Origin of the sequence: Micromonospora palythoicola (assembly GCF_036689795.1) — a bacterium.
Taxonomy (GTDB): Bacteria; Actinomycetota; Actinomycetes; order Mycobacteriales; family Micromonosporaceae; genus Micromonospora; species Micromonospora palythoicola.
Genome location: NZ_JBAGKI010000001.1, coordinates 152,168 through 173,880 on the forward strand (window position 1 = coordinate 152,168; position 21,713 = coordinate 173,880).

Annotated in this window: 19 protein-coding genes; 9 read left to right on the forward strand and 10 right to left on the reverse strand. The window is 71.6% G+C overall.

Annotated elements, in window-relative coordinates; genetic code table 11:
• Positions 1-4: 4 nt before the first annotated feature.
• The 6 genes from purE to mca form a co-directional block, all read right to left on the reverse strand.
• Complete coding sequence (gene purE / locus V5O40_RS00645; RefSeq protein ID WP_332903585.1) at positions 5-496, reverse strand: 5-(carboxyamino)imidazole ribonucleotide mutase; 492 nt, start codon at positions 494-496, stop codon at positions 5-7.
• Positions 493-1,689: a 5-(carboxyamino)imidazole ribonucleotide synthase gene (locus V5O40_RS00650; RefSeq protein ID WP_332903586.1), complete on the reverse strand. Its 1,197-nt coding sequence runs from the start codon at positions 1,687-1,689 to the stop codon at positions 493-495. The genes purE and V5O40_RS00650 overlap by 4 nt, the downstream gene beginning before the upstream one ends.
• 51 nt (positions 1,690-1,740) lie before the next feature.
• Complete coding sequence (locus tag V5O40_RS00655; protein WP_332903587.1) at positions 1,741-3,780, reverse strand: thioredoxin domain-containing protein; 2,040 nt, start codon at positions 3,778-3,780, stop codon at positions 1,741-1,743.
• 43 nt (positions 3,781-3,823) lie between these two features.
• On the reverse strand, positions 3,824-6,292 hold the full coding sequence (locus V5O40_RS00660; RefSeq protein WP_332903657.1) for a putative bifunctional diguanylate cyclase/phosphodiesterase: 2,469 nt from the start codon (positions 6,290-6,292) through the stop codon (positions 3,824-3,826).
• A gap of 240 nt (positions 6,293-6,532) precedes the next feature.
• The gene (locus V5O40_RS00665) at positions 6,533-6,829 is read right to left on the reverse strand and encodes a hypothetical protein (RefSeq protein ID WP_332903588.1); all 297 of its coding nucleotides are present in this window, start codon (positions 6,827-6,829) and stop codon (positions 6,533-6,535) included.
• A 48-nt stretch (positions 6,830-6,877) separates the two neighbouring features.
• A complete protein-coding gene (mca, locus tag V5O40_RS00670) occupies positions 6,878-7,759 on the reverse strand; it encodes a mycothiol conjugate amidase Mca (RefSeq protein ID WP_332903589.1) in 882 nt (293 codons plus the stop codon).
• 220 nt (positions 7,760-7,979) lie between these two features.
• Here mca and V5O40_RS00675 point away from each other — a divergent pair, with 220 nt between their 5' ends.
• Both V5O40_RS00675 and greA read left to right on the forward strand, forming a co-directional pair.
• Entirely contained in the window at positions 7,980-8,414 is a 435-nt protein-coding gene (locus tag V5O40_RS00675; protein ID WP_332903590.1) for a DUF4307 domain-containing protein, read from the forward strand.
• Between the two features lie 189 nt (positions 8,415-8,603).
• A complete protein-coding gene (gene greA / locus V5O40_RS00680; protein ID WP_164446063.1) occupies positions 8,604-9,101 on the forward strand; it encodes a transcription elongation factor GreA in 498 nt (165 codons plus the stop codon).
• Between the two features lie 60 nt (positions 9,102-9,161).
• Here the strand turns inward: greA and ilvA are convergent, their stop codons facing one another.
• From ilvA to V5O40_RS00700, 4 genes are read right to left on the reverse strand one after another with little or no spacing between them, the layout of a single operon-like run.
• Positions 9,162-10,382, reverse strand: a complete 1,221-nt coding sequence (ilvA, locus tag V5O40_RS00685; protein ID WP_281580106.1) for a threonine ammonia-lyase — start codon at positions 10,380-10,382, stop codon at positions 9,162-9,164.
• A 2-nt stretch (positions 10,383-10,384) separates the two neighbouring features.
• The gene (locus V5O40_RS00690) at positions 10,385-11,293 is read right to left on the reverse strand and encodes a DUF4328 domain-containing protein (RefSeq protein ID WP_332903591.1); all 909 of its coding nucleotides are present in this window, start codon (positions 11,291-11,293) and stop codon (positions 10,385-10,387) included.
• Between the two features lie 44 nt (positions 11,294-11,337).
• Positions 11,338-12,747 carry an amidase gene (locus tag V5O40_RS00695; protein ID WP_332903592.1) on the reverse strand — a complete coding sequence of 470 codons (1,410 nt, stop codon included), beginning with the start codon at positions 12,745-12,747 and terminating at the stop codon, positions 11,338-11,340.
• Positions 12,748-12,763: 16 nt separating this feature from the next.
• The gene (locus tag V5O40_RS00700) at positions 12,764-13,906 is read right to left on the reverse strand and encodes a cystathionine gamma-synthase (protein WP_332903593.1); all 1,143 of its coding nucleotides are present in this window, start codon (positions 13,904-13,906) and stop codon (positions 12,764-12,766) included.
• A gap of 95 nt (positions 13,907-14,001) precedes the next feature.
• On the opposite strand from V5O40_RS00700, the gene V5O40_RS00705 reads away from it, so the two are divergent.
• From V5O40_RS00705 to V5O40_RS00735, 7 genes are all read left to right on the forward strand, one after another.
• Positions 14,002-14,331, forward strand: a complete 330-nt coding sequence (locus tag V5O40_RS00705; protein WP_332903594.1) for a hypothetical protein — start codon at positions 14,002-14,004, stop codon at positions 14,329-14,331.
• Positions 14,331-15,023 (forward strand): nucleotidyl transferase AbiEii/AbiGii toxin family protein, encoded by a 693-nt coding sequence (locus tag V5O40_RS00710; protein ID WP_332903595.1) that lies wholly within the window; start codon positions 14,331-14,333, stop codon positions 15,021-15,023. The genes V5O40_RS00705 and V5O40_RS00710 overlap by 1 nt, the downstream gene beginning before the upstream one ends.
• Positions 15,024-15,076: 53 nt before the next feature.
• Positions 15,077-15,493 carry an HIT family protein gene (locus V5O40_RS00715; protein WP_332903596.1) on the forward strand — a complete coding sequence of 139 codons (417 nt, stop codon included), beginning with the start codon at positions 15,077-15,079 and terminating at the stop codon, positions 15,491-15,493.
• A 74-nt stretch (positions 15,494-15,567) separates the two neighbouring features.
• Positions 15,568-16,230 (forward strand): peptide-methionine (S)-S-oxide reductase MsrA, encoded by a 663-nt coding sequence (gene msrA / locus V5O40_RS00720; RefSeq protein WP_332903597.1) that lies wholly within the window; start codon positions 15,568-15,570, stop codon positions 16,228-16,230.
• Between the two features lie 303 nt (positions 16,231-16,533).
• On the forward strand, positions 16,534-18,318 hold the full coding sequence (locus V5O40_RS00725) for an N-acetylglutaminylglutamine amidotransferase (RefSeq protein WP_332903598.1): 1,785 nt from the start codon (positions 16,534-16,536) through the stop codon (positions 18,316-18,318).
• Positions 18,319-18,320: 2 nt separating this feature from the next.
• Positions 18,321-20,213: an N-acetylglutaminylglutamine synthetase gene (gene ngg / locus V5O40_RS00730; protein ID WP_332903599.1), complete on the forward strand. Its 1,893-nt coding sequence runs from the start codon at positions 18,321-18,323 to the stop codon at positions 20,211-20,213.
• The gene (locus V5O40_RS00735; RefSeq protein ID WP_332903600.1) at positions 20,210-21,403 is read left to right on the forward strand and encodes an osmoprotectant NAGGN system M42 family peptidase; all 1,194 of its coding nucleotides are present in this window, start codon (positions 20,210-20,212) and stop codon (positions 21,401-21,403) included. Before ngg ends, V5O40_RS00735 begins: the two co-directional genes overlap by 4 nt.
• Positions 21,404-21,713: the final 310 nt, after the last annotated feature.

A 21,713-nucleotide genomic window follows, 5' to 3' on the forward strand; every position in this document is an offset into this window, starting at 1 on the left:
GGCGTCAGGCCAGGGAGGCGCGGAGTGCGGCGTCCTTCTCGGCGACCAACTGCTCCAGGTCCGCCTGGTAGGCCGCCATCCGGTCGAGCAGGGCGCGGTCGGCGGTGGCGAGGATGCGGACGGCGAGCAGCCCGGCGTTGCGGGCATTGCCGATGGACACGGTCGCCACCGGCACACCGGCCGGCATCTGCACGATCGACAACAGCGAGTCCATGCCGTCGAGGTGCTTCAACGGCACCGGTACGCCGATCACCGGCAGCGGGGTCACCGAGGCGACCATGCCGGGCAGCGCCGCCGCGCCACCGGCCCCGGCGATGATCACCTTCAAGCCACGGTCGGCGGCGGCCCGACCATAGTCGATCATCTTGACCGGGGTGCGGTGCGCCGAGACCACCTCGACCTCGTACGGCACCTCGAACTCGGTGAGCACCTCGGCGGCGGCCCGCATCGTCGGCCAGTCCGAGTCGCTCCCCATGATCACACCGACCGTGCTCACGCCGCTCGTTCCTCCGGTGTCCCGTCCCGCAGCCAGCGGGCGGCCCGGGCAGCCCGGGCGCGTACCTCGTCCAGGTCGTCACCGAGCACGGTGACGTGCCCGATCTTGCGGCCGGGGCGCACCTGCTTGCCGTACAGGTGGACCCGGGCGGTCGGCTCGGCGGCGAAGAGGTGGTGCAACCGCTCGTCGATCGACATGCCGCCGGGCTGGCCACCGAGCACGTTCGCCATCACCACCACCGGGGCGGTCAACGAGGTGTCGCCCATCGGATAGTCCAGCACCGCGCGCAGGTGCTGCTCGAACTGCGACGTCCGGGCGCCCTCGATGGTCCAGTGCCCCGAGTTGTGCGGGCGCATCGCCAGCTCGTTGACCACCAGCCGGCTACCGCCCGGCGCCGTCGGATCAACCACCTCGAACAGCTCCACGGCCAGCAGGCCCACCACGCCGAGCGCGGTGGCCAGGTCGATGGCGAGCTGCTGGGCGGCGACCGCCAGTTCCTCGGCCAGGCCGGGCGCCGGGGCCAGCACCTCGACGCAGATCCCGTCGCGTTGCACGGTCTCGACGACCGGATAGACCGCGACCTGCCCGAACGGCGAGCGGGCCACCTGCACGGCCAGTTCCCGGCGCAGCGGCACCCGCTCCTCGACGATCAGCTTCGTGCCGCCGGCGAGCAGCGTCTCCGCCAACTCGCTCGCGGACGCCGGGTCGGTGGCCGGCCACACGCCCCGCCCGTCGTACCCGCCACGGGCGGCCTTGAGCACGACCGGCCAGCCGACCTCGTCGCCGAAGGTGACCAGATCGGCGGGGGACCCGACCGGTCGCCAGCGCGGATTCGGGGCACCCAGGGAGCTGAGCCGTTCCCGCATGACCTGCTTGTCCTGAGCGTGCACCAGGGCGTCGGCGGGCGGGAACAGTTTCACACCCTCGCCGGTCAGCGTGCGGATGTGTTCGGTCGGGACGTGCTCGTGGTCGAAGGTGACCACCTCGCAGCCCTTGGCGAAGGTACGCAGCGCGACGAGGTCGGTGTGGTCGCCGTACTGGACGTCGGCGGCGACCAGGGCCGCCCCGTCGTCGGGGGTGAGCGCGAGCACACGCAACGACTGGCCGAGGGAGATCGCAGCCTGGTGGGTCATCCGGGCCAGTTGGCCGCCACCCACCATGCCGACAACGGGCAGACCGGTACGGGAATCCATAGCGGCGTCAGCCTAACCGGGCCGGTCCCGGCACCGACCGGCGGATCCGGCTCAACGCAACTGCCCCACCAGCTCCTCGACATCGGTCACCGGTCGCTGGCAGACGAAGCCCCGACAGACGTACGCGGTGGCCCGTCCGTCGACCAGCGGACGGTCGGCCAGCAGCGGTGTCCCGGGCCGGTCCGGGGGGCCCGCCACGATCACCGCGCCGGGTGGGGCGTGCCGGTACGCCGCCGCCAGCAGCGGGTCACCCGCCGGATCCTCGGTCGCCACCGCGATCTCGTACGGCCCGGAGAGCAGCGCCTCGCCCACGGTCGCCGCGTACCCGGTGAAGCGGGCGTGCCGCCCGACGATCGGCGCGACGGTCGACAGGGCCGCCTCGGCGGCCTCGCGGTAGCGGTTCTCCCCGGTCAACGCCGCGTACCCGACGAGGGCGGCGACGATCGCGGACCGACCCGAGGGGGTGGCGTTGTCGGTCGGGTCGGCGGGCCGGGCGACCAGTTGCTCCGCGTCGTCGGCGGTGTCGTGGAACGCTCCGCCGGGCGCGGCGAAGTGGGCCAGCGCCGCGTCGATGAGCTGACCGGCCAGGTCCAGCCACCGCCCCTCGCCGGTGAGCTGGTGCATGGCGCAGAACGCCTCGGCCACACAGCCGTAGTCCTCCAGCACTCCGGCCGGCTCGCCGACCCGGCCGTCGCGGGAGGCGCGGCGCAGCCGCCCGTCGACGACGTGCACCCGGGCGAGGTACTCGGCGGCGTCCCGCATCGCCCCGTCGGCCACGATCGTGACCCCCTCCAGCAGGTTCGCCTCGCCCTCGGTGCCGAGCCGGCCGGTGGTCTCGACCAGCCGGACGAACTCCGCCAACGCGGTGATCGCCAAACCGTTCCAGGCGGCCACCACCTTGTCGTCCCGCGCCGGCTGGGGTCGGGCGTCCCGGGCGGCCAGCAGTCGGCGGACCACCACCTGCCAGCGTTCCCGTACCGCCGGATCCGCGTCGTCGACGTCGCGCGCCAGCCGCAGCACGCTCGTACCCTCTTCGAAGCTGCCGGCATCGGTCACCGCGAACAGGTCGGCGGCCCACCGGCCGTCCTCCTCGCCCAGCGCCTCGACCAGTTGGGCCGGCGTCCAGACGTAGGTCAGCCCCTCGACCCCCTCGGTGTCCGCGTCCAGCGCGGAGGCGAAGCCCTGCCCGGGCCGGTGCAGCTCGTCGGCGAGGAACCGGGCGGTGTCCCGGGCCACCCGCAGCGCCAGCGCGTCGCCGGTGAGTCGCCACAGCTGGGTGTAGACCCGCAGCAGCAGCGCGTTGTCGTAGAGCATCTTCTCGAAGTGCGGCACGGTCCAGTGCCCGTCCACGGAGTACCGGGCGAAGCCGCCGGCGAGTTGGTCATGGAGGCCGCCACGGGCCATCGCCTCGCAGGTGTGCCGGACGATCTCCAGGCTCCGCGCCGAGCGGGTGCGTTGGTGATGGCGCAGCAGGAAGAGCAGGTTCATGTGCGGCGGAAACTTCGGCGCTCCACCGAAACCGCCGTTGACCTCGTCGTACTCGCTGGCCAGCTGGTCGGCGGCGGCGTCGAGCAGCTCGGCGGTGAGCGGGGCGGTGGGGCCGCCGACGGCCTGGGCACCGCCGATCGCCTGCACCACCGCGGCGCCCTGGCGCAGCACGGCCTCACGCTGGTCGCGCCACGCGGTGCCGACCGACTCGAGCAGCCGGACGAAGTTCGGCCGGGGGAAGTACGTGCCGCAGAAGAACGGGGTGCCGTCCGGGGTGGCGAAGACGGTCATCGGCCAGCCGCCCTGACCGGTCATCGCCTGGGTGGCGGTCATGTAGACCGCGTCGACGTCGGGCCGCTCCTCGCGGTCCACCTTGATCGAGACGAAGCCCTCGTTCAGCAGCTTGCCGACCGCCTCGTCCTCGAACGACTCGTGCGCCATCACGTGGCACCAGTGGCAGGCCGAGTAGCCGACCGAGATCAGCACCGGCACGTCCCGCCGTTTCGCCTCGGCGAACGCGTCGTCGCACCAGGGCCACCAGTCCACCGGGTTGTCGGCGTGCTGGAGCAGGTACGGGCTGGTGGCCTCCGCGAGTCGATTCACCCGACGACCATATCCAGCCGGGCACCCGGTTGCCGGTCGGACGTCAGGAGGCGCCGTCGGCGCGGAGGGGGAGGACGTTCGTGGGGGCGCTGTCGCGTAGCGAGCCGAGGACGGCGGCGATCTTGTCGGCGGGCATCGGCTTGAAGAAGTGGTAGCCCTGGGCCGCGGTGCAGCCCAGCTCCGCCAGTGCGGAACGCTGCGCGGCGGTCTCCACCCCCTCGGCCACCACCCGCAGGCCCAACTGGTGGGCCAGCCCGACGGTGCTGCGCACGATGGCCGCCGCCTGGGGTGAATCCGCCATCTGGAGGACGAAGGAGCGGTCCACCTTCAGCTCGTCCACAGTGACCCGGGTCAGGAACGCCAGCGACGAGAAGCCGGTACCGAAGTCGTCCACCGCCAACTGCACGCCCATCGACCGCAACGTGGTGAGCACCTGGTCGATGACCTCCAGGTCGCTCATCACCACCGTCTCGGTGATCTCCAGGACCAGCCGGTCCGCCGGCACCTGGTGCCGACGCAGCGCCTCCGCGATCTCCGCCGGCAACCTCGGATCCAACAGGCTGCGAGCGGAGAGGTTCACCGAGATGGGGACGTCCAGACCCTCCCGGGCCCAGTCGGCGGCCACGGCGAGCGCCTTGTCGAGCACGTAGCGGGTGAAGGCCCCGAGCTGCTCGCTGTTCTCCACCGGCCGGATGAAGTCGGCGGGCCCCAGCCAGCCCCGCCTCGGGTGCCGCCACCGAATCAGCGCCTCAACGCCGGTCGGTGCCCCGGTGACCAGGTCCACGGCCGGCTGCAACACCAGCACCAGCTGGTCGTCGGACTGCAACGCCTCTCGCAGCTCGGCGAGCAGGGCCAGCTGGTCGGTGCTGGCCGCGTCGCTTGCCGTGTCGTACGCGGCCACGCTGACACCACCCGACTTGGCCTGGTACATCGCGATGTCGGCCCGGCGCAGCAGTTCGGTCAGATCGGCGGTGCCGGCCGGGGCCACCACCACCCCGACGGAGACCTCGACGGACATCCGCACCCCGGCCACCTCGGTGGGGGCGGCCAGCCGCTCGGCGATGTCCCGGGCCTGACGCAGCGCGTACGCCATGGGCGCGGCGCGGTCGCCGACCACCGGGACCGAACTCAGCAGCAGGGCGAACTCGTCGCCCCCGAGGCGCGCCAGCAGGTCACCGGAGCGGGCCAGGGCGCCCAGCCGGTTGGCGGTCAAGCGCAGCAGTTGGTCACCGGCGGCGTGCCCGAGAGTGTCGTTGACCTCCTTGAACTGGTCGATGTCCAGCAGCAGCAGGGCGACCGGGTGGTCATGGGCCAGCTGCCGCAACGCCTGGTCGCCCTTGCCGAGCATCGCCGCCCGGTTGGCCAGGCCGGTCAGCGGGTCGTGCACCGCCTCGTACGAGGAGCGGGCCGTGACCAGGCGCAACTCCCGGTGGGTGGCGGCATCGTGCAACGCCGCGGCGAGGGCGTCGGCGAAGGCGGCGTGGGCGTCGCGTTCCCGACCGGTGGCCGGCGCCGTACGGGGAAGGCGCACCCGCAGGCGGCCCACTCGGGTATCGCCGACCGACAGGTCGCGGACCAGTTCCCCCGGTTCAGGCTCGTCGCCGCCGGGCGGAGCGATTTCCCGGTCGACCACCTGACCACCCGGGTCGCCCCGGTAGCGACGCCACCGACCGTCCCGCCGGGCCACCTCCACGTCGACCAGGTCCGCCTCGAACAGCGTCAGCGCTCCGGTGACGCCCGCCGTGGCGACACCCCGCTCGTCGAGTTGGTTCAGCGCCTTCGTGGCCTCGGCGAGCGACCGCCAGGTACGCCGATCGCGGTCCTCCCGCAACCGTTGCCGGTAGGTCTGTTGCAGCAGCCACAGCGGAGCGGGCAGCAACAGGAGCCAGCGTGGGTCGATCTCGATCAGCACCACCACCAGCACGCCGACCACCAGGTTGCCGATGAACATCAGCAGCTTGCCGCGCAGTGCGGCGAGCAGCGGGCGCCCGATCGGGATGCCGTGCCGCAGCGCCAGCATCACCCCGCCCAGCCAGGCGCTGGCGAGTAGATAGGCGAGGGCGCCGGCGGCCACCGCGAGCGCCAGTGCCGGGGTCGGACCGGCGAGCGTCGGCTGGCCCAGGGCGGTGGTGACCGCGACCGCCAGCGCGGTGGCGGCGGTGTGTGCACTCGCGATTCGGATGACGTCCCAGGTGGCGCGGCCCTCGTCCACCAACGAGAGGGCCGTCCAGGCGAGCGCGACGCCGAGCAGCGCGGCCCCGGGCAGCCAGCCGGGTGGTACCAGGTAGAGGCAGACGACCAGGGCGGCTTCGGCCCAGGTGACGCTCACCACGCCGGCCGCGGCCCGGAACCGGAGCCGGGCCAGCTGGGACAGGGCGAAGAGGGCGACCGCGAAGCCGAAGCGGGCGGGCCCGCCGAGCGGATCGTCGGCGGTCAGCCGCGCCGGCAGGCTCAGGCCCACCACCGCAGTCACCAGCGCGGTGGCCACGACGGCGGCGGTGAGCAGGTGCAGCCCTGTCGGCGTACCACGGACCCGGGGCCGGTCGAGCGGTTGACCGGCCCTGCCGGAGGTCACCGACCCCCTCCCGCCGACCCGGAACAGGCCACGCGGCGGGCGGACACGACTGCGGTGGTCATCGGCGCCCCCTCCCGCGCAGCTTGAGGACTTCTGGTCCCCCCGGCGGAAGGCTAAGCCAAACCCGATGGTCGCAACAGGGGTCGACCATCCGGTTCGACGTGAATCATGCTCCGATCAGCCGTCGCGGCGCTGCTTGCGCCCGTTGGGAGCATCCGAGGATGAATCCTCCGTCACGATCCCACCTGTCGGATCATCGACCGAACGGTCCATCGACTCGGTGCCGGGTGCCGTCGGCCCCTCGGTCGGGAACCGGTCCGGAAGCCGGCGCAGCCGGGCGTTCATGTTCCGGATCAGCAGCACGGTGGCGGCACCGAGGACGAGAATGAGGAACAGGCCCATCGGCCCGGCGAGACCACCGGTGCGGGTGTCCCCGAAGTTGTTCTGGGCGAGCACCTGAGCAGCGGTCAGCATGGGATTCCTCCGGGTCGCGGTGTGCGACCAGGGTAGCCCGCCGCCCGCTCAGCGGGCATGGGCCGTACCTCGCACGCCGGCGAACAGGTCCGACTCCGGCGTCGGGCTGTCGACCGACGACCGGACCAGCTCGAAATCCTCCGTCGGCCAGGCGCGCTGCTGCAGCTCCATCGGCACCTGGAACCAGAAGCCGTCCGGATCCACCTGGGTGGCGTGCGCCCGCAGCGCGTCGTCGCGCACCGGGAAGTACTCGGCGCAGGGCACCCGGGTGGTGATCCGCGGCCCCTTGTCCGGGCGGTCCTCCCAGCGGGTCAGCCACTCCGCGTACGGCGACTCGGCACCGGTCGCGAGCAGGGCCTCGTGCAACGCCAGGATCTTGCCCTTCGAGAAGCCGATGTCGTAGTAGAGCTTCAACGGCTGCCACGGCGCACCCAGTTCCGGGTAGCGTTCGGCGTCGCCGGCCGCGTCGAAGGCCGCCACGCTGACCTTGTGGCACATGATGTGGTCCGGATGCGGGTAGCCACCCTCCTCGTCGTAGGTGGTGACCACGTGCGGACGGAACTCACGCATCAGCCGGACCAGCGGACCGGCGGCCACGTCCACGTCCTGGAGGGCGAAACAACCCTCGGGCAGCGGCGGCAACGGATCACCCTCGGGCAGACCGGAGTCGACGAAACCCAGCCACGCCTGCTCGATGCCGAGGATCGCCCGGGCCGCGTCCATCTCGGCGCGACGGATCTCGGCGATGTTCGCCCAGACGTCGGGACGGTCGAGCTTGGGGTTGAGCACGCTGCCCCGCTCACCGCCCGTACACGTCACGACCAGCACGTCCACCCCTTCGGCGACGTACTTCGCCATCGTCGCGGCGCCCTTGCTCGACTCGTCGTCGGGGTGCGCGTGAACGGCCATGAGTCGAAGTTGCTCTGCCAAGGTCGGCGCTCCTCGTCTCTGCCCACCGGCGACCCGCCCCGGGCCCCCGTTGACCTGCCGGATTCCTCCCCGTAGCGGCACCGGACCGCGCCGGCCTGTCATATTTGACCCCAGCCGTACGCGACGCTGAGCCAGATCTGGCGACCGAGTCGAACAGGAATGGCGGACTCTGCCATTCTTGCCGATACCGCTGACAACAACGCCAGGGAGATACCCGACGGTGACCGAGACGCACGCCACACTTGGACCGGACGCGCCGGTTTTCCCACCCGGTCGGTACGGTCGCCGCCGCGCGCCGCGCCGCCGCCGCCCGGTGCTGGCCGCGCTGCTCGCCGTCGTCGTGGTCGCGACGCTCACCGCCGTCTCGGTCCGGCTCTACCGGCAGTACGGCGATCCGGCGTACGACGCCCAGGTGATCAGCTACGGGGACATCACGGACGACCAGGTGGTGGTCGACTTCCGGGTGAACCTGCCGGACGGTGGCTCGACGGTGTGCGTGCTGCGCGCCCGGGACCACGCCGGTGCCGAGGTGGCCCGCGAGGAGGTGCCGGTGACCGCCGTCGCCGGGCAGCCGCACGTCACCGTCCGGCACCGCCTCGCGACCACGGCACGGCCGTTCATCGGTGAGGTCGTCCGCTGCCGGCCGCCCGGCTGAGATCCGCCACGGGAGCCGGTCGCTCTCCGGCGCCCCGGGTCCGGACGCCGACAACCCGCGGCGGTCGTCGGCCCGGTCCGGGCAGCCCGTCGATGCGCCCGGCGTGATCGCCGACACTCCTTGTCGTAGGGCACTGGTAACTTGGAGGTTCACCTGTCAGCCAGCACGCAGAACCGAGGAGGACCGCCTGTGTCCAATGGCAACGAGGCGCCCGCCACCTGGCTGTCCCAGGACGCGTACGACCGCCTGAAGGGCGAGCTCGACGAGTTGATCGCCAACCGGCCGGTCATCGCCGCCGAGATCAACGCCCGGCGTGAGGAAGGCGACCTGCGCGAGAACGGCGGCTACCACGCCGCCCGCGAGGAGCAGGGCAAGGCCGAGGGGCGCATCCTCTACCTGAAGGAGCTGCTCCGCACAGCCCAGGTCGGCGAGGCGCCGACCGTCGACGCCGTGGCGCCCGGGATGGTCGTGACGATCTACTTCGACGACGACGCCGACGACACAGAGACGTTCCTGCTCGGCTCGCGTGAGATCGCCTCGACCACGGACCTGACGGTCTACAGCCCCGAGTCGGCCCTCGGCCAGGCGATCCTGGGCGGCAAGGCCGGCCAGGCCTGCACCTACACCGCTCCGAGCGGCGCCGACATCAAGGTGACCGTGGTCAGCTTCGAGCCCTTCTCCGGCTGACCGTCCTCGTCCGCCGGCCGCGCCGGCAGTCCGATCGTCCAGAGGCGTGACGCCACCGCGTCACGCCTCTGGTGCGATGGTCACCTGGTAGCCGCTGGCCCGCAGCGCGCTGATCAGCATGTCGGAGTGTTCGACGCCACGGGTCTCCACCGACAACGCCACTTCCACCTCACCGAGGCGCAGGTGCGGGTTGGCCCGCTGGTGCACCACGTCCACCACGTTCGCCCGGTGCTCGGCGATCTCGCTCAACAGCGAGGCCAGCTGTCCGGGCCGGTCCGAGCAGCGCACCGTCACCCGCAGGTAGCGACCCGCCGCCGCCAGTCCGTGCTCGATCACCCGCAACATCAGCAGCGGGTCGATGTTGCCACCGGAGAGCACCACCACCGCCGGCGCGGTCACCTCGACAGCACCGGCCAGCAGGGCGGCCACGCCGACCGCCCCGGCCGGCTCCACCACCTGCTTGCCGCGTTCGAGCAGCATGAGCAGCGCCCGGGAGATGTCCTCCTCGGAGACGGTGACCATGTCGTCGACGAGCTTGCGGACGTGGCTGAAGGTGACGTCACCCGGCCGACCGACCGCGATGCCGTCCGCGATGGTGGTGAAGGCCGGCAGCCGGACCGGCTCGCCCGCGACGAGTGACGGCGGAAAGGCCGCCGCGCCGGCCGCCTGCACCCCGATCACCCGAACCTCCGGCCGGAGCGCCTTGGCGGCAACCGCCAGCCCGGAGATCAGTCCTCCCCCGCCCACACCGGTGACGATCGTGGTGACCTGCGGGCACTGCTCCAGGATCTCCAGCGCCACCGTGCCCTGCCCGGCGATGACGTCCCGGTGGTCGAACGGATGGATCAGCACTGCGCCGGTGCGCTCGGCGAACGTCTGCGCCGCGACCAGAGACTCGTCGACCGTGGCACCGATCAGCTCGACCTGGGCGCCGTATCCCTTCGTGGCCGCCACCTTCGGCAGTGGCGCGTTCACCGGCATGAAGACGGTGGCGTGGGTGCCGACCAGGCCGGCGGCGAGCGCCACACCCTGTGCGTGGTTGCCGGCGCTGGCCGCGACCACGCCCCGGGCCCGCTCCTGCGCCGACAGCCGCGAGATCCGCACGTACGCGCCGCGCACCTTGTACGACCCCGCCCGTTGGAGGTTCTCGCACTTGAGCCAGACCGGCCCGCCGAGCGCGGCACTGAGCGGGCGGGACGGCTCCAGCGGAGTGGTCCGGACGACCCCGTCGAGCAGGTCCCGGGCCGCGCGCACCTCGTCCAGGCTGACCAGTTCCGTCATGCCTAGATCGTGCCACCCGCCCCGTCCGGCGTCGGCGACGCCCGACCCGGAACAGCCGGCGGCGGACCGGTCGGCGGTACCGGTGCCGGGACGGCCGGGGCCGGGTCCGGCGATGCGGCCACCGTCATACCGGGCAGGATCGGACCGGTGGGCATCGACCGGGCGATTCGGGCGGTCTGCGCAGTGGAGATGCTCTGGATCAGCACGATCAAGGAACCTCCCGCCACCGTGCAGAAGATCGCCGGCACCAGGTACTCACCGGTCGCCCGCAGGTAATGGTCGGCGTACGCCTGGAAATGGGACGAGGTCTGCGGGTACGGCAACGCCTCGTACTCGGCGGCGGCGGAGCGCGCGAACATCCGTTCCGCGAAGAGGAACACCAGCCAGCTGCCCCACCACACGTGCACGAGTACCGGGGTACTCAGCCGCCACAGACTCTCCCGGGCGATGTTACCCACCACCCGGTGCGGCATCACGAAGTTGACGAACGGCACCAGCCATCCGGCGATCGCCCACCCGTCGGAGTTGGTGGGCCCGGCGCCCGGGAAGGCGTCCAGGTTCGTCCGGGCCCGCCAGGTCCAGACGATCACGAGCACGATCGCGACCAGGAACGCGACCTGGTAGAGCAGTGCCGCCGCCAGTTCCAGCACCCCCGCGGTGAGCAGGAACGTCTCGCTGTCGAGGGAGTCGGCCGCCCGCTCGGCGAGCAGCGCGTTCACCGGCTGGACGGCCACCGTCAGCAGCAGGAACGCGGTGGTCGCGGCGACGGCGACCGAGGCGGCCCGACCGACACCCCGGACCGGTCGCACCCGGGCACCCGGGCGGACGGCCGGCGCGCCGACCGGCGTACGGCAGGTCGGGCATTCTCTGGTGCGTACGTCGGTCTCGGTGTCGCAGGTGTGGCAGCGCATGCCCGGCGGTCCTCCCCTGTCGCGGTGCCGGGGAGCCTAAATGATCAAGCGTTGGCTGGCCAGCCCGTTCCGACGTGCGGGTATCCGGGTGCGTGCCGAGGCCACGGGTTCGCCATCTCGAACTGACCGGCGACGCCGAGCAGCAGCAGCTCCGAGCCGGGTGGTCCGACAAGTTGCACGGCGAGGGGCAGCCCGTCCGGGCGGCGGCCCACCGGCACCACCAGGGCGGGCAGGCCGGCGATGTTCCACGGCGCGGCGTAGGGCGCGTACCGGATGCTGGCCAGCATGTTGGCCTGCCAGGAGCGGGTCGACCAGCTGGCCGCCGCCGGCGGTGCGCTGGCCAGCGCCGGGGTGAGCAGCAGGTCCACCGAATGGTCGGTGAAGAAGCCGATCGACCGCTCGCGCCAGGCCGACCGGTCGGCCTCCCGGACGTACCCGCGCCGCCAGGCCCACTCGCCGAGGGCGACGTGCCGGCGGCTGCGACGTTGCAGGGCGCGTCGGTCGACACCGGCGTCGCGCACGTCCGCCGCCGCGGCGGCGAACCAGGTGGCGATGCCCTTCAGGCCCAGCGAGGTCGGGTACACCGGGTCGGCCGGCACCGTGTCGTGCCCGGCACCGGCGAGCAGCCGACCGGCGGCGGCGACCGCGTCCCGGTTCGGCGCGTCGGGTGAGACGCCCCGCACGGGCGATCGCAGCGACACGCCGACCCGCAGCCGCTGTGGCGGTACGAGCTTGCTCTGGGCACGGCCGGCGAGCACCTGGAAACCGACCGCCGCGTCGGCGACAGTGGTGCTGAGCATGCCGTGCTCGGTCAGGCCGAACCAGTCCTCCGCGCCGAGCTGACAGGGCACCACCCCGCGACCGGGTTTCAGACCGACCAGCCCGCAGCAGGCGGCCGGGATACGGATCGAGCCGAGCCCGTCGTTGCCGTGGGCGATCGGCACCAGTCCGGCAGCCACAGCCGCGGCCGCACCACCGGAGGAGCCGCCCGGGGTGCGGGACGGGTCCCACGGGTTGCGGGTGACGGCGGTCTCGTCGTCGGTGCTGCCCCACAGGCCCAGCTCGGGCATCCGGGTGACGCCGAGGATCACCGCGCCGGCTCCGCGCAGTCGGCGGACCACCTCGTGGTCGGCCTCCGCCACGGGGGTACGGACGGCGGCGGAACCGTTCCAGGTGGGCACACCGGCCACCGGGGTGTTCTCCTTGACCGCGACCGGCACCCCGGCCAGCGGGAGGTTCGCCAGGTCCTCCTGCTCGTCGACCTTCTCCGCCTCGGTGACCGCCTCCCCGCCGCGTACCGCGCGGAACGCGGCGAGGTCGACGTCGGTCTTGGCGACATGGTCGAGGTGGTCGGCGAGCACCTGGGTGGCGGAGACGTCTCCCCGGCGTACTCCCCGGGCGATCTGTTTGGCGGTCGCCCCGACCCAGGTCGGCATGATGTCCTGCACGGCCACCCTCCCAAGCCAGCGGTCAGCCCAGCGCCTGCTCCAGATCGGCGAGCAGGTCTTCGACCGTCTCGATGCCGACAGACAGTCGCACGAGATCGGAGGGAACTTCAAGCGGCGAGCCGGCAGCACTCGCGTGTGTCATCCGACCGGGGTGCTCGATCAGGGATTCCACCCCACCGAGGGACTCGGCGAGCACGAACAGCCGGGCCCGGTTGCAGATCTCGACGGCGTGCTCCTCACCCCCGGCGGCCCGGAAGGAGATCATGCCGCCGAACCGGCGCATCTGCTTCGCCGCCACCTCGTGCCCGGGGTGCGTGGGCAGGCCCGGATAGAGCACCTGACCGACCTTGGCATGCCCGTCCAGGTACGCCACGATCCGTTCCGCGTTGTCGCAGTGCCGGTCCATGCGTACCCCGAGGGTCTTGATACCGCGCAGGGTCAGCCAGGCGTCGAACGGACCGTTGATCGCGCCCATCGCGTTCTGGTGGTAGCGCAGTCGCTCGCCGAGCTCGGCGTCGGCCGCCACCAGCGCGCCACCGACCACGTCGGAGTGCCCACCTACGTACTTGGTGGTCGAGTGCACGACCACGTCCGCGCCGAGCGTGATCGGCTGTTGCAGGTACGGCGAGGCGAACGTGTTGTCGACCACCAGCAGCGCCCCGGCGTCGTGCGCCACGGCGGCCAGGGTGGCGATGTCGGCGATGCCGAGCAGCGGGTTGGTCGGGGTCTCCACCCAGACCACCTTCGTGACGCCGGGCCGGATCGCGGCCCGCACGGCCTCCGCGTCGGAGACCCGGGCCGGGGTGTACGCCAGGCCCCACCGCTCGGCGACCTTGGCGAAGAGCCGGTACGTGCCGCCGTACGCGTCATCGGGGATCACCACGTGGTCGCCCGGACCACAGACGGTACGCAACAGGGTGTCCTCGGCGGCGAGACCGCTTGCGAAGGCCAGGCCGACCCGGCCGGCCTCGAGCGCGGCCAGGCACTCCTGGAGCGCGTCCCGCGTCGGATTGCCGGAGCGGCTGTACTCGTAGCCGAGCCGTGGCGCGCCGACCGCGTCCTGGGCGTACGTGCTGGTCTGGTAGATCGGGGGGATCACCGCGCCGGTGCGGGCCTCGGGGTCCTGGCCGGCATGGATGGCGAGCGTCTCGAAGCCATGGGTCATTCCGCAGACGTTAGTCCTCCCGCCCGTCCCACCGTATGAAACCCAGCCCGGCTCGCCTCCGAGGTTCTGTCGGAACCCTGAGCGATACTTGCCGAGTGAGTCCGACCAAGAGCCTTCCATCCCGCCTGATCGGAGCAGCCGACCGCATCCCGGCCTCGCTTGACGTGCTCGCCGGTCCCGATCATGGGCGGGTCGTCCTACCACTCCGACTGGCCTGGTCCGGCCTGACCGAGTTCGACGTCGACGATTCTCGGGAGCGGTTGACCCTGTACTGCCTACTTCTGGATTGTGGGCAGCACGATGACATCGTGCACTACGTCAACGCGGAGTTGCTGCGGCACGACTGGCCACGGATTCGAAGACTGACAGCCCGCCGAATGACTGGTTTGTGGGAAAGCCGCGTGCCTGAGCTGGCCGCCGCCTGATGCAGCCCTTGCACCGGAAGCTGCTTGAAGTTGGCTTCAGTGCTGGCGACGACCTTGGTCTTGTACTGGCGGGCGGCTACGCCATGGCGGCCCACGAACTGGTTGATCGCCCATCGCAGGACATCGACTTCGCGACCGCCACCGCACTGCCCTTGGCGACCGTGGTAGATCGCCTGGCTGGCACTTATCGATCAGCGGGCTACCAAACGGAGATCATCGAAGTCACGCCCCGGATGGCCCGGATGCTGGTGTCGGACGCGACCATGTCGTGCGAAGTCGACCTGCTCAAGGAGGGGCTTGGGCCGCCGGCCAGATTGGCCGTCGGTCCGGTTCTCTCCTTCGAGGATGCGGTCGGCCTGAAGATGCGCGCGCTGCACGACCGCGCCGCGCACCGCGACTACATCGACGTCCATGCCGCAAACAACCGGCTGAGCTGGCACGAGATCGAGAAGTTGGGCGCGCAACACACCGCCGGCTTTTCGCTGGAGGAGTTGGCCGATCGACTCGGCTCTATCAGCGAGCGCGACCCCCGCACCTTCCGGTCCTACGGACTCGGTGACGACGACATTGAGACGCTCTGCCGGTGGGCCATCGCCTGGGAGGCGGACATCCGGTCCCGGCTGGCGAACGGGGAGACCGGTCCGGTGCCGGTGGCCGGCGACGAGTGGGACGCGTACCTCGACCGGCTGTGACGGGCAGTGCGACGCGGGCGGCGGCGGCACCCGCCCCGGCTTAATCTGACCGGATGGCAGGGTGTGTGTTCTGCAGGATCGTGGCCGGTGAGGTTCCGGCGTTCCGGGTGTCCGACGAGCCGGACGGGGTCGCGTTCCTGGACACCCGGCCGGTGTTCAAGGGACATGTGCTGGTGGTGCCGCGCACCCATCTGGTCACTCTCGCCGACCTGCCGCCGGAGTCGCTGCCCGGCTACTTCGGGTTGGTGCGGCGGATCGCCGTGGCGGTCGAGTCCGGTCTCGGCGCGGGCGGCACGTTCGTGGCGATGAACAACCGGGTGTCCCAGTCGGTGCCGCACCTGCACACCCATGTGGTGCCCAGGACGAAGGGCGACGGGCTGCGTGGCTTCTTCTGGCCGCGTACCCGCTACGCCGACGACGCCGAGGCCTCCTCCTACGCGGCCCGGGTCCGGACGGCGCTGGCGGCCTGACGGAGCGCGACGCGGGTAAGGAAGCGGCGTCCGCCGGTGTTGCACGCGGGGAAGGGTACGAAAGGAGTTCCACCGTGTTCCTCCGCCGCATGAAGGCCGAGATGATCTCACCCGACCGGGCCCTGCCCGGCCGGCCCATCGCGATGCCGGTGGCCGACCGGCACGAGGTGCTCGGGACCCCGCTGAAGGGCCCGTTCCCCGAGGGCTATCAGGTCGCCGTGTTCGGGATGGGGTGTTTCTGGGGAGCCGAGCGCCTGTTCTGGACCCTGCCCGGCGTCTTCACCACCTCCGTGGGTTACGCGGGTGGTTACACCCCCAACCCGAGCTACGAGGAGGTCTGCTCCGGGATGACCGGGCACACCGAGGCGGTCGAGGTGGTGTACGACCCCACGAAGATCAGCTACGAGGATCTGCTGAAGGTCTTCTGGGAGAACCACGACCCGACCCAGGGCATGCGCCAGGGCAACGACGTGGGCACCCAGTACCGGTCCGCGATCTACGCCAGCACGGACGAGCAGCTCGCGACCGCCGAGGCGTCGCGGGAGGCGTTCGCGCCGATCGTCGCCCGCGCCGGCAAGGGCGAGATCACCACGGAGATCGCCCGGCTCGGTGACTACTACCTGGCCGAGGACTACCATCAGCAGTACCTCGCGCCGACGAAGAACCCGAACGGTTACTGCAACCACGGCCCGAACGGGCTGAGTTGCCCGGTCGGCGTGGCCCGTACCGCCGGATGAGCAGGGCAACGCGCCCAAGCGCCCTTGGCAGCCGGCCCGCCGAAGTCGGCGGGCCGGCTGCCGTCGCGTGTGCGGGACCATCGACCCAGTGATCACGCCCATGCCACACGTATTGCGGCATTCGTCACACTCGGCGCCGCTTCGCAAAGGCCTCAAGTGTCACGAGGTAGGCAGGAACCGACCCAACACTCGGCGTGGGATGTCACCTGCTTGATCGCGGGGCGCGGATTCTAGCAATGCTGTTACAGGACCGTCATGGTCTCAACAGGCTAATCGCAACATCCTCTGGCAGCATGGGCACACATGTGCGGACTGGCTGGGGAGTTCCGACGGGACGCGACGCGTGCCGACGTCGCAGCGGTGGAACGGATGGCCGCCACCATGTGCGATCGGGGGCCGGATGGCAGCGGGGTGTGGTCACAGGGGCCGGTCGCCCTCGGCCACCGCCGTCTGAAGATCATCGACCTGTCGGCGGCCAGCGGTCAGCCGATCGTCGACTCCGCCGCCGGTCTGACCGGTGTCTTCAACGGCTGCATCTACAACTACCGCGAGCTGCGTGCCGAGCTGCAGGCCAAGGGCCACCACTTCTTCTCCAGCGGAGACAGCGAGGTCGTCGTCAAGGCGTACGCCGAGTGGGGGCTGGACTTCGTCGACCACCTGATCGGCATGTTCGCCGTGGCGATCAGCGAACGGGACACCGGCCGTCTGGTGCTGGCCCGGGACCGGCTCGGCATCAAGCCGCTCTACCTCGCCGAGTCCGCCGGCGTGGTGCGCTTCGCCAGCACCCTGCCGGCACTGCTGGCCGGCGGCGGGGTGGACACCGGCATCGACCCGGTCGCCCTGGGCCACTACCTCAGCTTCCACAGCATCGTGCCACCGCCGCGCACCATCCTGCGCGGGGTCACCAAGCTGCCACCGGCCACCGTGCGGGTCTACGAGGCCGACGGCCGCAGCCACGAGCGCGTCTACTGGGATCCACCGTTCCTCCGCCGCGACGAGCACTCCGGATGGTCCGAGCGGGAGTGGCAGGACGCCCTGCACGAGTCACTCACCACCGCCGTACGCCGGCGGATGGTCGCCGACGTGCCGGTCGGCGTGCTGCTCTCCGGCGGCCTGGACTCCAGCCTGGTGGTCGCCCTGCTGGCCGGGGAAGGGCAGCGCGGGCTGTCCACCTTCTCCATCGGCTTCGACGCCGTCGGCGGCCGGGAGGGTGACGAGTTCCGCTACTCCGACGTGGTCGCCAAGACCTTCGACACCGACCACCACCAGATCCGGGTCGCCGCACAGGATCTGGTCCCGCCGCTGGAGGCGGCCGTCGCGGCCATGAGCGAACCCATGGTCAGCCACGACTGCGTCGCCTTCTACCTGCTCAGTCAGGAGGTGTCGCGGCATGTCAAGGTGGTCCAGTCCGGCCAGGGCGCCGACGAGATCCTGGGCGGCTACCACTGGTACCCGCCACTGGCGCAGGTCGGCCGGGAGCAGGCCCTCGACACGTACGCCCGGGCCTTCTTCGACCGCGACGGCGCCGGCCTGGCCCGGGTACTCAACCCCGACTGGCTCGCCGACGGCGATCCGGCGCGGGAGTTCGTCGCCGCGCACCTGGCGCGGCCGGGCGCGCAGACCGCGGTCGACGCCGGCCTGCGCATCGACACGCAGATCATGCTCACCGACGACCCGGTCAAGCGGGTCGACAACATGACCATGGCGCACGGGCTGGAGGCCCGGGTGCCGTTCCTGGATCACGAGTTCGTGGAACTGGCCGCCGCCTGCCCCCCGGAGTTGAAGCTGGCGCAGGGCGGTAAGGGTGTGCTGAAGGAGATCGGCCGTCGTGTGCTCCCGCACGAGGTCATCGACCGGCCCAAGGGTTACTTCCCGGTGCCGGGCCTGACGCACCTGGAGGGCAAGCTCCTCGACCGGGTACGCGACGCGCTGTCCGCTCCGGAGGCCCGCCGCCGCGACCTGTTCCGCACCGATTACGTCAACGCCCTGCTCGACGCGCCCAACGCCGAACTGACCCCGTTGAACGGAAACAAGCTGTGGCAACTCGGACTCCTGGAAATGTGGCTCCAGAGCCACGGAATCGACTGAGCGTGACCGACACCCTGGCCACCGGCGTAGCCCGGACCGACCGGGGCCGCGGCGCGGGCAGGCGGTACGAGCGGGTCGGGCCGGGCGGTGATCCGATCGCCACCGGCGGCGCCGAACCGACCGCTGACGAACGCCCGGGCACCGGTGCGGACGTCGTCGTCGACTGCGGTTGGGGGCGGCTGGTCTTCGGCCAGACGTTCGCCGACCAGTCCGCGGTCGCCGACGTGCTGCGCTCCGAGGCGGCCGGCGCCCGGGACATCTGCATCTACCTGCGGGATCCGCATGTGCTGGTCTCCCGCTTGCCCGACGAGCTGTTCATCGACCCGTCGCTGACCTTCCGGCTGCCGCTCGGTGGGGACCGTCGCGGGCCTCGTCCCGGTGCCGGGACGACCGAGGAGGCCGGCACCGCCGAGACGCCGGCACCGCTCGACGCCCGCAACGAGCTGCCTGGGGTACGCATCCGCAGGTTGCGCGACGCCGCCGACGCGGACGCGGTCAACCGGATCTACGCGGCCAACGGCATGGTCACCGCCCCGGTCGACAAGCTTGTCGACAACGCCGCGACCGACCGGTTCCTGCACCTGGTGGCCGAGGCGGTCACCGGCGAGATCGTCGGCACCATCACCGGCATCGACCACGTGGCGGTCTTCGACGACCCGGACAACGGCGCCAGCCTGTGGTGCCTGACCGTCGACTTCAACCAGGCTCCGCCCGGCACCGGGCAGGCACTGATCACCGAGCTGGCCAGCCGGCTGGTCGCCCGGGGTCGCGCGTACGTCGACCTGTCCGTGCTCGCCGAGAACGCCGGGGCGATCCGGCTCTACGAGCGGCTCGGTTTCTACCGCACCGCCACGCTCTGCGTGAAGCGGAAGAACCCGATCAACGAGCGGTTGTTCCTGCCGGCCATGCCGGTCGGGTACGACGGGCTCAACCCGTACGCCCGGATCGTCGCGGACGAGGCGATGCGGCGGGGCATCCGAGTGGAGGTGACCGACCCGGAGTGGGGCGAGCTGCGGCTGACCAGCGGCGGCCGGACCATCCTCACCCGGGAGTCGCTGTCCGAGCTGACCTCGGCGGTGGCGATGAGCCGCTGCGACGACAAGCGGGTCACCCGCCGCATCCTGACCGAGGCCGGTCTGTCGGTGCCACGCGGACGCACCGCCACCGGCGACGCCGCCGACGCCGAGTTCCTGGCCGAGGTGGGCCAGGTGGTGGTCAAGCCGGCCCGGGGCGAGCAGGGCAACGGCATCACCGTCGGGGTACGCACCCCCGAGGCGCTGGCCGCCGCCGTGGAGCTGGCCGCCCGGTTCTGCCCGGAGGTGCTGCTGGAGGAGCTGTGCTCCGGTGAGGACCTGCGGGTCGTCATGATCGATCACGAGGTGGTGGCCGCCGCCGTACGCCGGCCCGCCTCGATCACCGGCGACGGCGTGCACGACATCGCCGAGCTGATCGAGCGGCAGAGCCGCCGTCGGGCCGCCGCCACGGGTGGCGAGTCCCGCATTCCGCTCGACGACATGACCCGGGACGTGGTCACCGAGGCCGGCTACCAGCTGCACGACGTGCTGCCGGAGGGGCAGGTGCTCGCCGTGCGGCGCACCGCGAACCTGCACACCGGTGGCACCATCCACGACGTGACCGGCGAGCTGCACCCGCTGATCGCCGAGGCGTGCGTCGCCGCCAGCCGGGCCATCGACATCCCGGTCACCGGGCTCGACCTGCTGGTGCCGGCGCCGGACCAACCCGAGCACGTCTTCATCGAGGCCAACGAGCGGCCCGGGCTGGCCAACCACGAGCCGCAGCCCACCGCCGAACGCTTCGTGGATCTGCTCTTTCCCGGGACTCGGGCACCGCAGAAGCTGTGGACCCCGGCCGGTGCGGCACCATCTGGGGCATGACCGTACGCAAGACCACTCCGCTCCCCATCGACCTGGACTATCTCCGTCAGGTGCTGGTCGAGCTGCTCGATATCCCGAGCCCTTCGGGACGCACCGACCACGTGCAGCAGTACGTGGGTGAACGCCTGTCCGCGCTCGGCATCCCGTCGACGCTGACCCGCCGGGGCGCGCTGAGCGCCTGCCTGCCCGGTCCCCGCGAGACCGGCGCGGACCGGGCCATCGTGGTGCACACCGACACCATCGGCGGGATGGTCAAGCGGCTGAAGGAGAACGGCCGGCTGGAGCTGAAGCCGATCGGTACGCACAGCGCCCGGTTCGCCGAGGGCGCCCACGTACGGATCTTCACCGACGACCTGGACCGGGTGGTCACCGGTCAGGTGCTGCCGCTCAAGGCCAGCGGTCACCGCTACAACGAGGGTGTCGACCTGCAGGGCTTCGGCTGGGAGCAGGTGGAGGTACGCGTCGACGAGCCGGTGGAGGACCTCGCCGGACTGCGGGCGCTCGGCATCGACGCGGGCGACTTCGTGGCGTTCCTGCCGAACCCGACGGTCACCCCGAGCGGGTACGTCAAGTCCCGTCATCTGGACGACAAGGCCGGCGTCGCCGCGGTGCTCGCCGCCCTGAAGGCGATGGTCGAGGCCGGGATCAAGCCCGCCGTGACCGCGCACCTGCTGGTCACCGTGACCGAGGAGATCGGCCACGGGGCGTCGCACGGCCTCGACCCCGACGTGGCCGAGATCGTCTCGGTGGACGCGGCGGTGGTCGCCCCCGGTCAGCAGTCCCGGGAGCACTCCGCCACCCTGGCGATGGGCGACGGCGTCGGGCCGTTCGACTACCACCTCACCCGCAACCTGGCGGCGATCGCCCGGGAACACGACGTGGATCTCGTCCGGGACGTCTTCGACTACTACCGTTCGGACGTGGCGGCGGCGGTGGAGGCCGGGGCACACGCCCGGGTGGCGTTGCTCGGCTTCGGCGTCGACGCCACCCACGGTCACGAGCGCACCCACCTGGAAGGGCTGCGCCACCTGGCCCAGTTGATCTGCCTGTACCTCCAGAGCGACCTGGTGTTCCCCGAATGGGACGCCGAGCCGGAGGGCGACCTGGCGGACTTCCCGTCACTGGCGGTGCAGCCGGCCAACGCCGACGGCCCGCGCGAGGGCCCGATCGGCATCGCCCAGACCTCCTGACCGGAGCGGCGACGATGGTGTGATCGAAATCCGTTGCCGGTGGGCCGCCGGCTGGATAGCGTGGCGGTACACGGGAAAGGAGGTGGTCCAGACTTGTATAGCAATCGGACTCGTGAGGTGGCTGTCCGCTAGCCGCTGTCCTCGACAGTGACAGCCCGTCCCCCGGGACGGGCACGGTAAGAGTCGTCGAGACCGTGTGGCAGCGGTGCGGCGAAACCACGACAGCCACCCGACCCCCGGGGTGCCGGCCCAGTCCAGTCGGCCCGCGCGTCAGCGCGGAAGCCCCGGGGGTCGCTTCATTTCACCGGAG

Coding starts and splice junctions, on each gene's coding strand:
- V5O40_RS00650 (WP_332903586.1), bottom strand. CDS start 1,689: ATGGATTCCCGTACCGGTCTGCCCGTTGTCGGCATGGTGGGTGGCGGC.
- V5O40_RS00665 (WP_332903588.1), bottom strand. CDS start 6,829: ATGCTGACCGCTGCTCAGGTGCTCGCCCAGAACAACTTCGGGGACACC.
- ilvA (WP_281580106.1), bottom strand. CDS start 10,382: ATGACGGAACTGGTCAGCCTGGACGAGGTGCGCGCGGCCCGGGACCTG.
- V5O40_RS00690 (WP_332903591.1), bottom strand. CDS start 11,293: ATGCGCTGCCACACCTGCGACACCGAGACCGACGTACGCACCAGAGAA.
- V5O40_RS00700 (WP_332903593.1), bottom strand. CDS start 13,906: ATGACCCATGGCTTCGAGACGCTCGCCATCCATGCCGGCCAGGACCCC.
- V5O40_RS00710 (WP_332903595.1), top strand. CDS start 14,331: ATGCAGCCCTTGCACCGGAAGCTGCTTGAAGTTGGCTTCAGTGCTGGC.
- V5O40_RS00715 (WP_332903596.1), top strand. CDS start 15,077: ATGGCAGGGTGTGTGTTCTGCAGGATCGTGGCCGGTGAGGTTCCGGCG.
- V5O40_RS00725 (WP_332903598.1), top strand. CDS start 16,534: ATGTGCGGACTGGCTGGGGAGTTCCGACGGGACGCGACGCGTGCCGAC.
- V5O40_RS00735 (WP_332903600.1), top strand. CDS start 20,210: ATGACCGTACGCAAGACCACTCCGCTCCCCATCGACCTGGACTATCTC.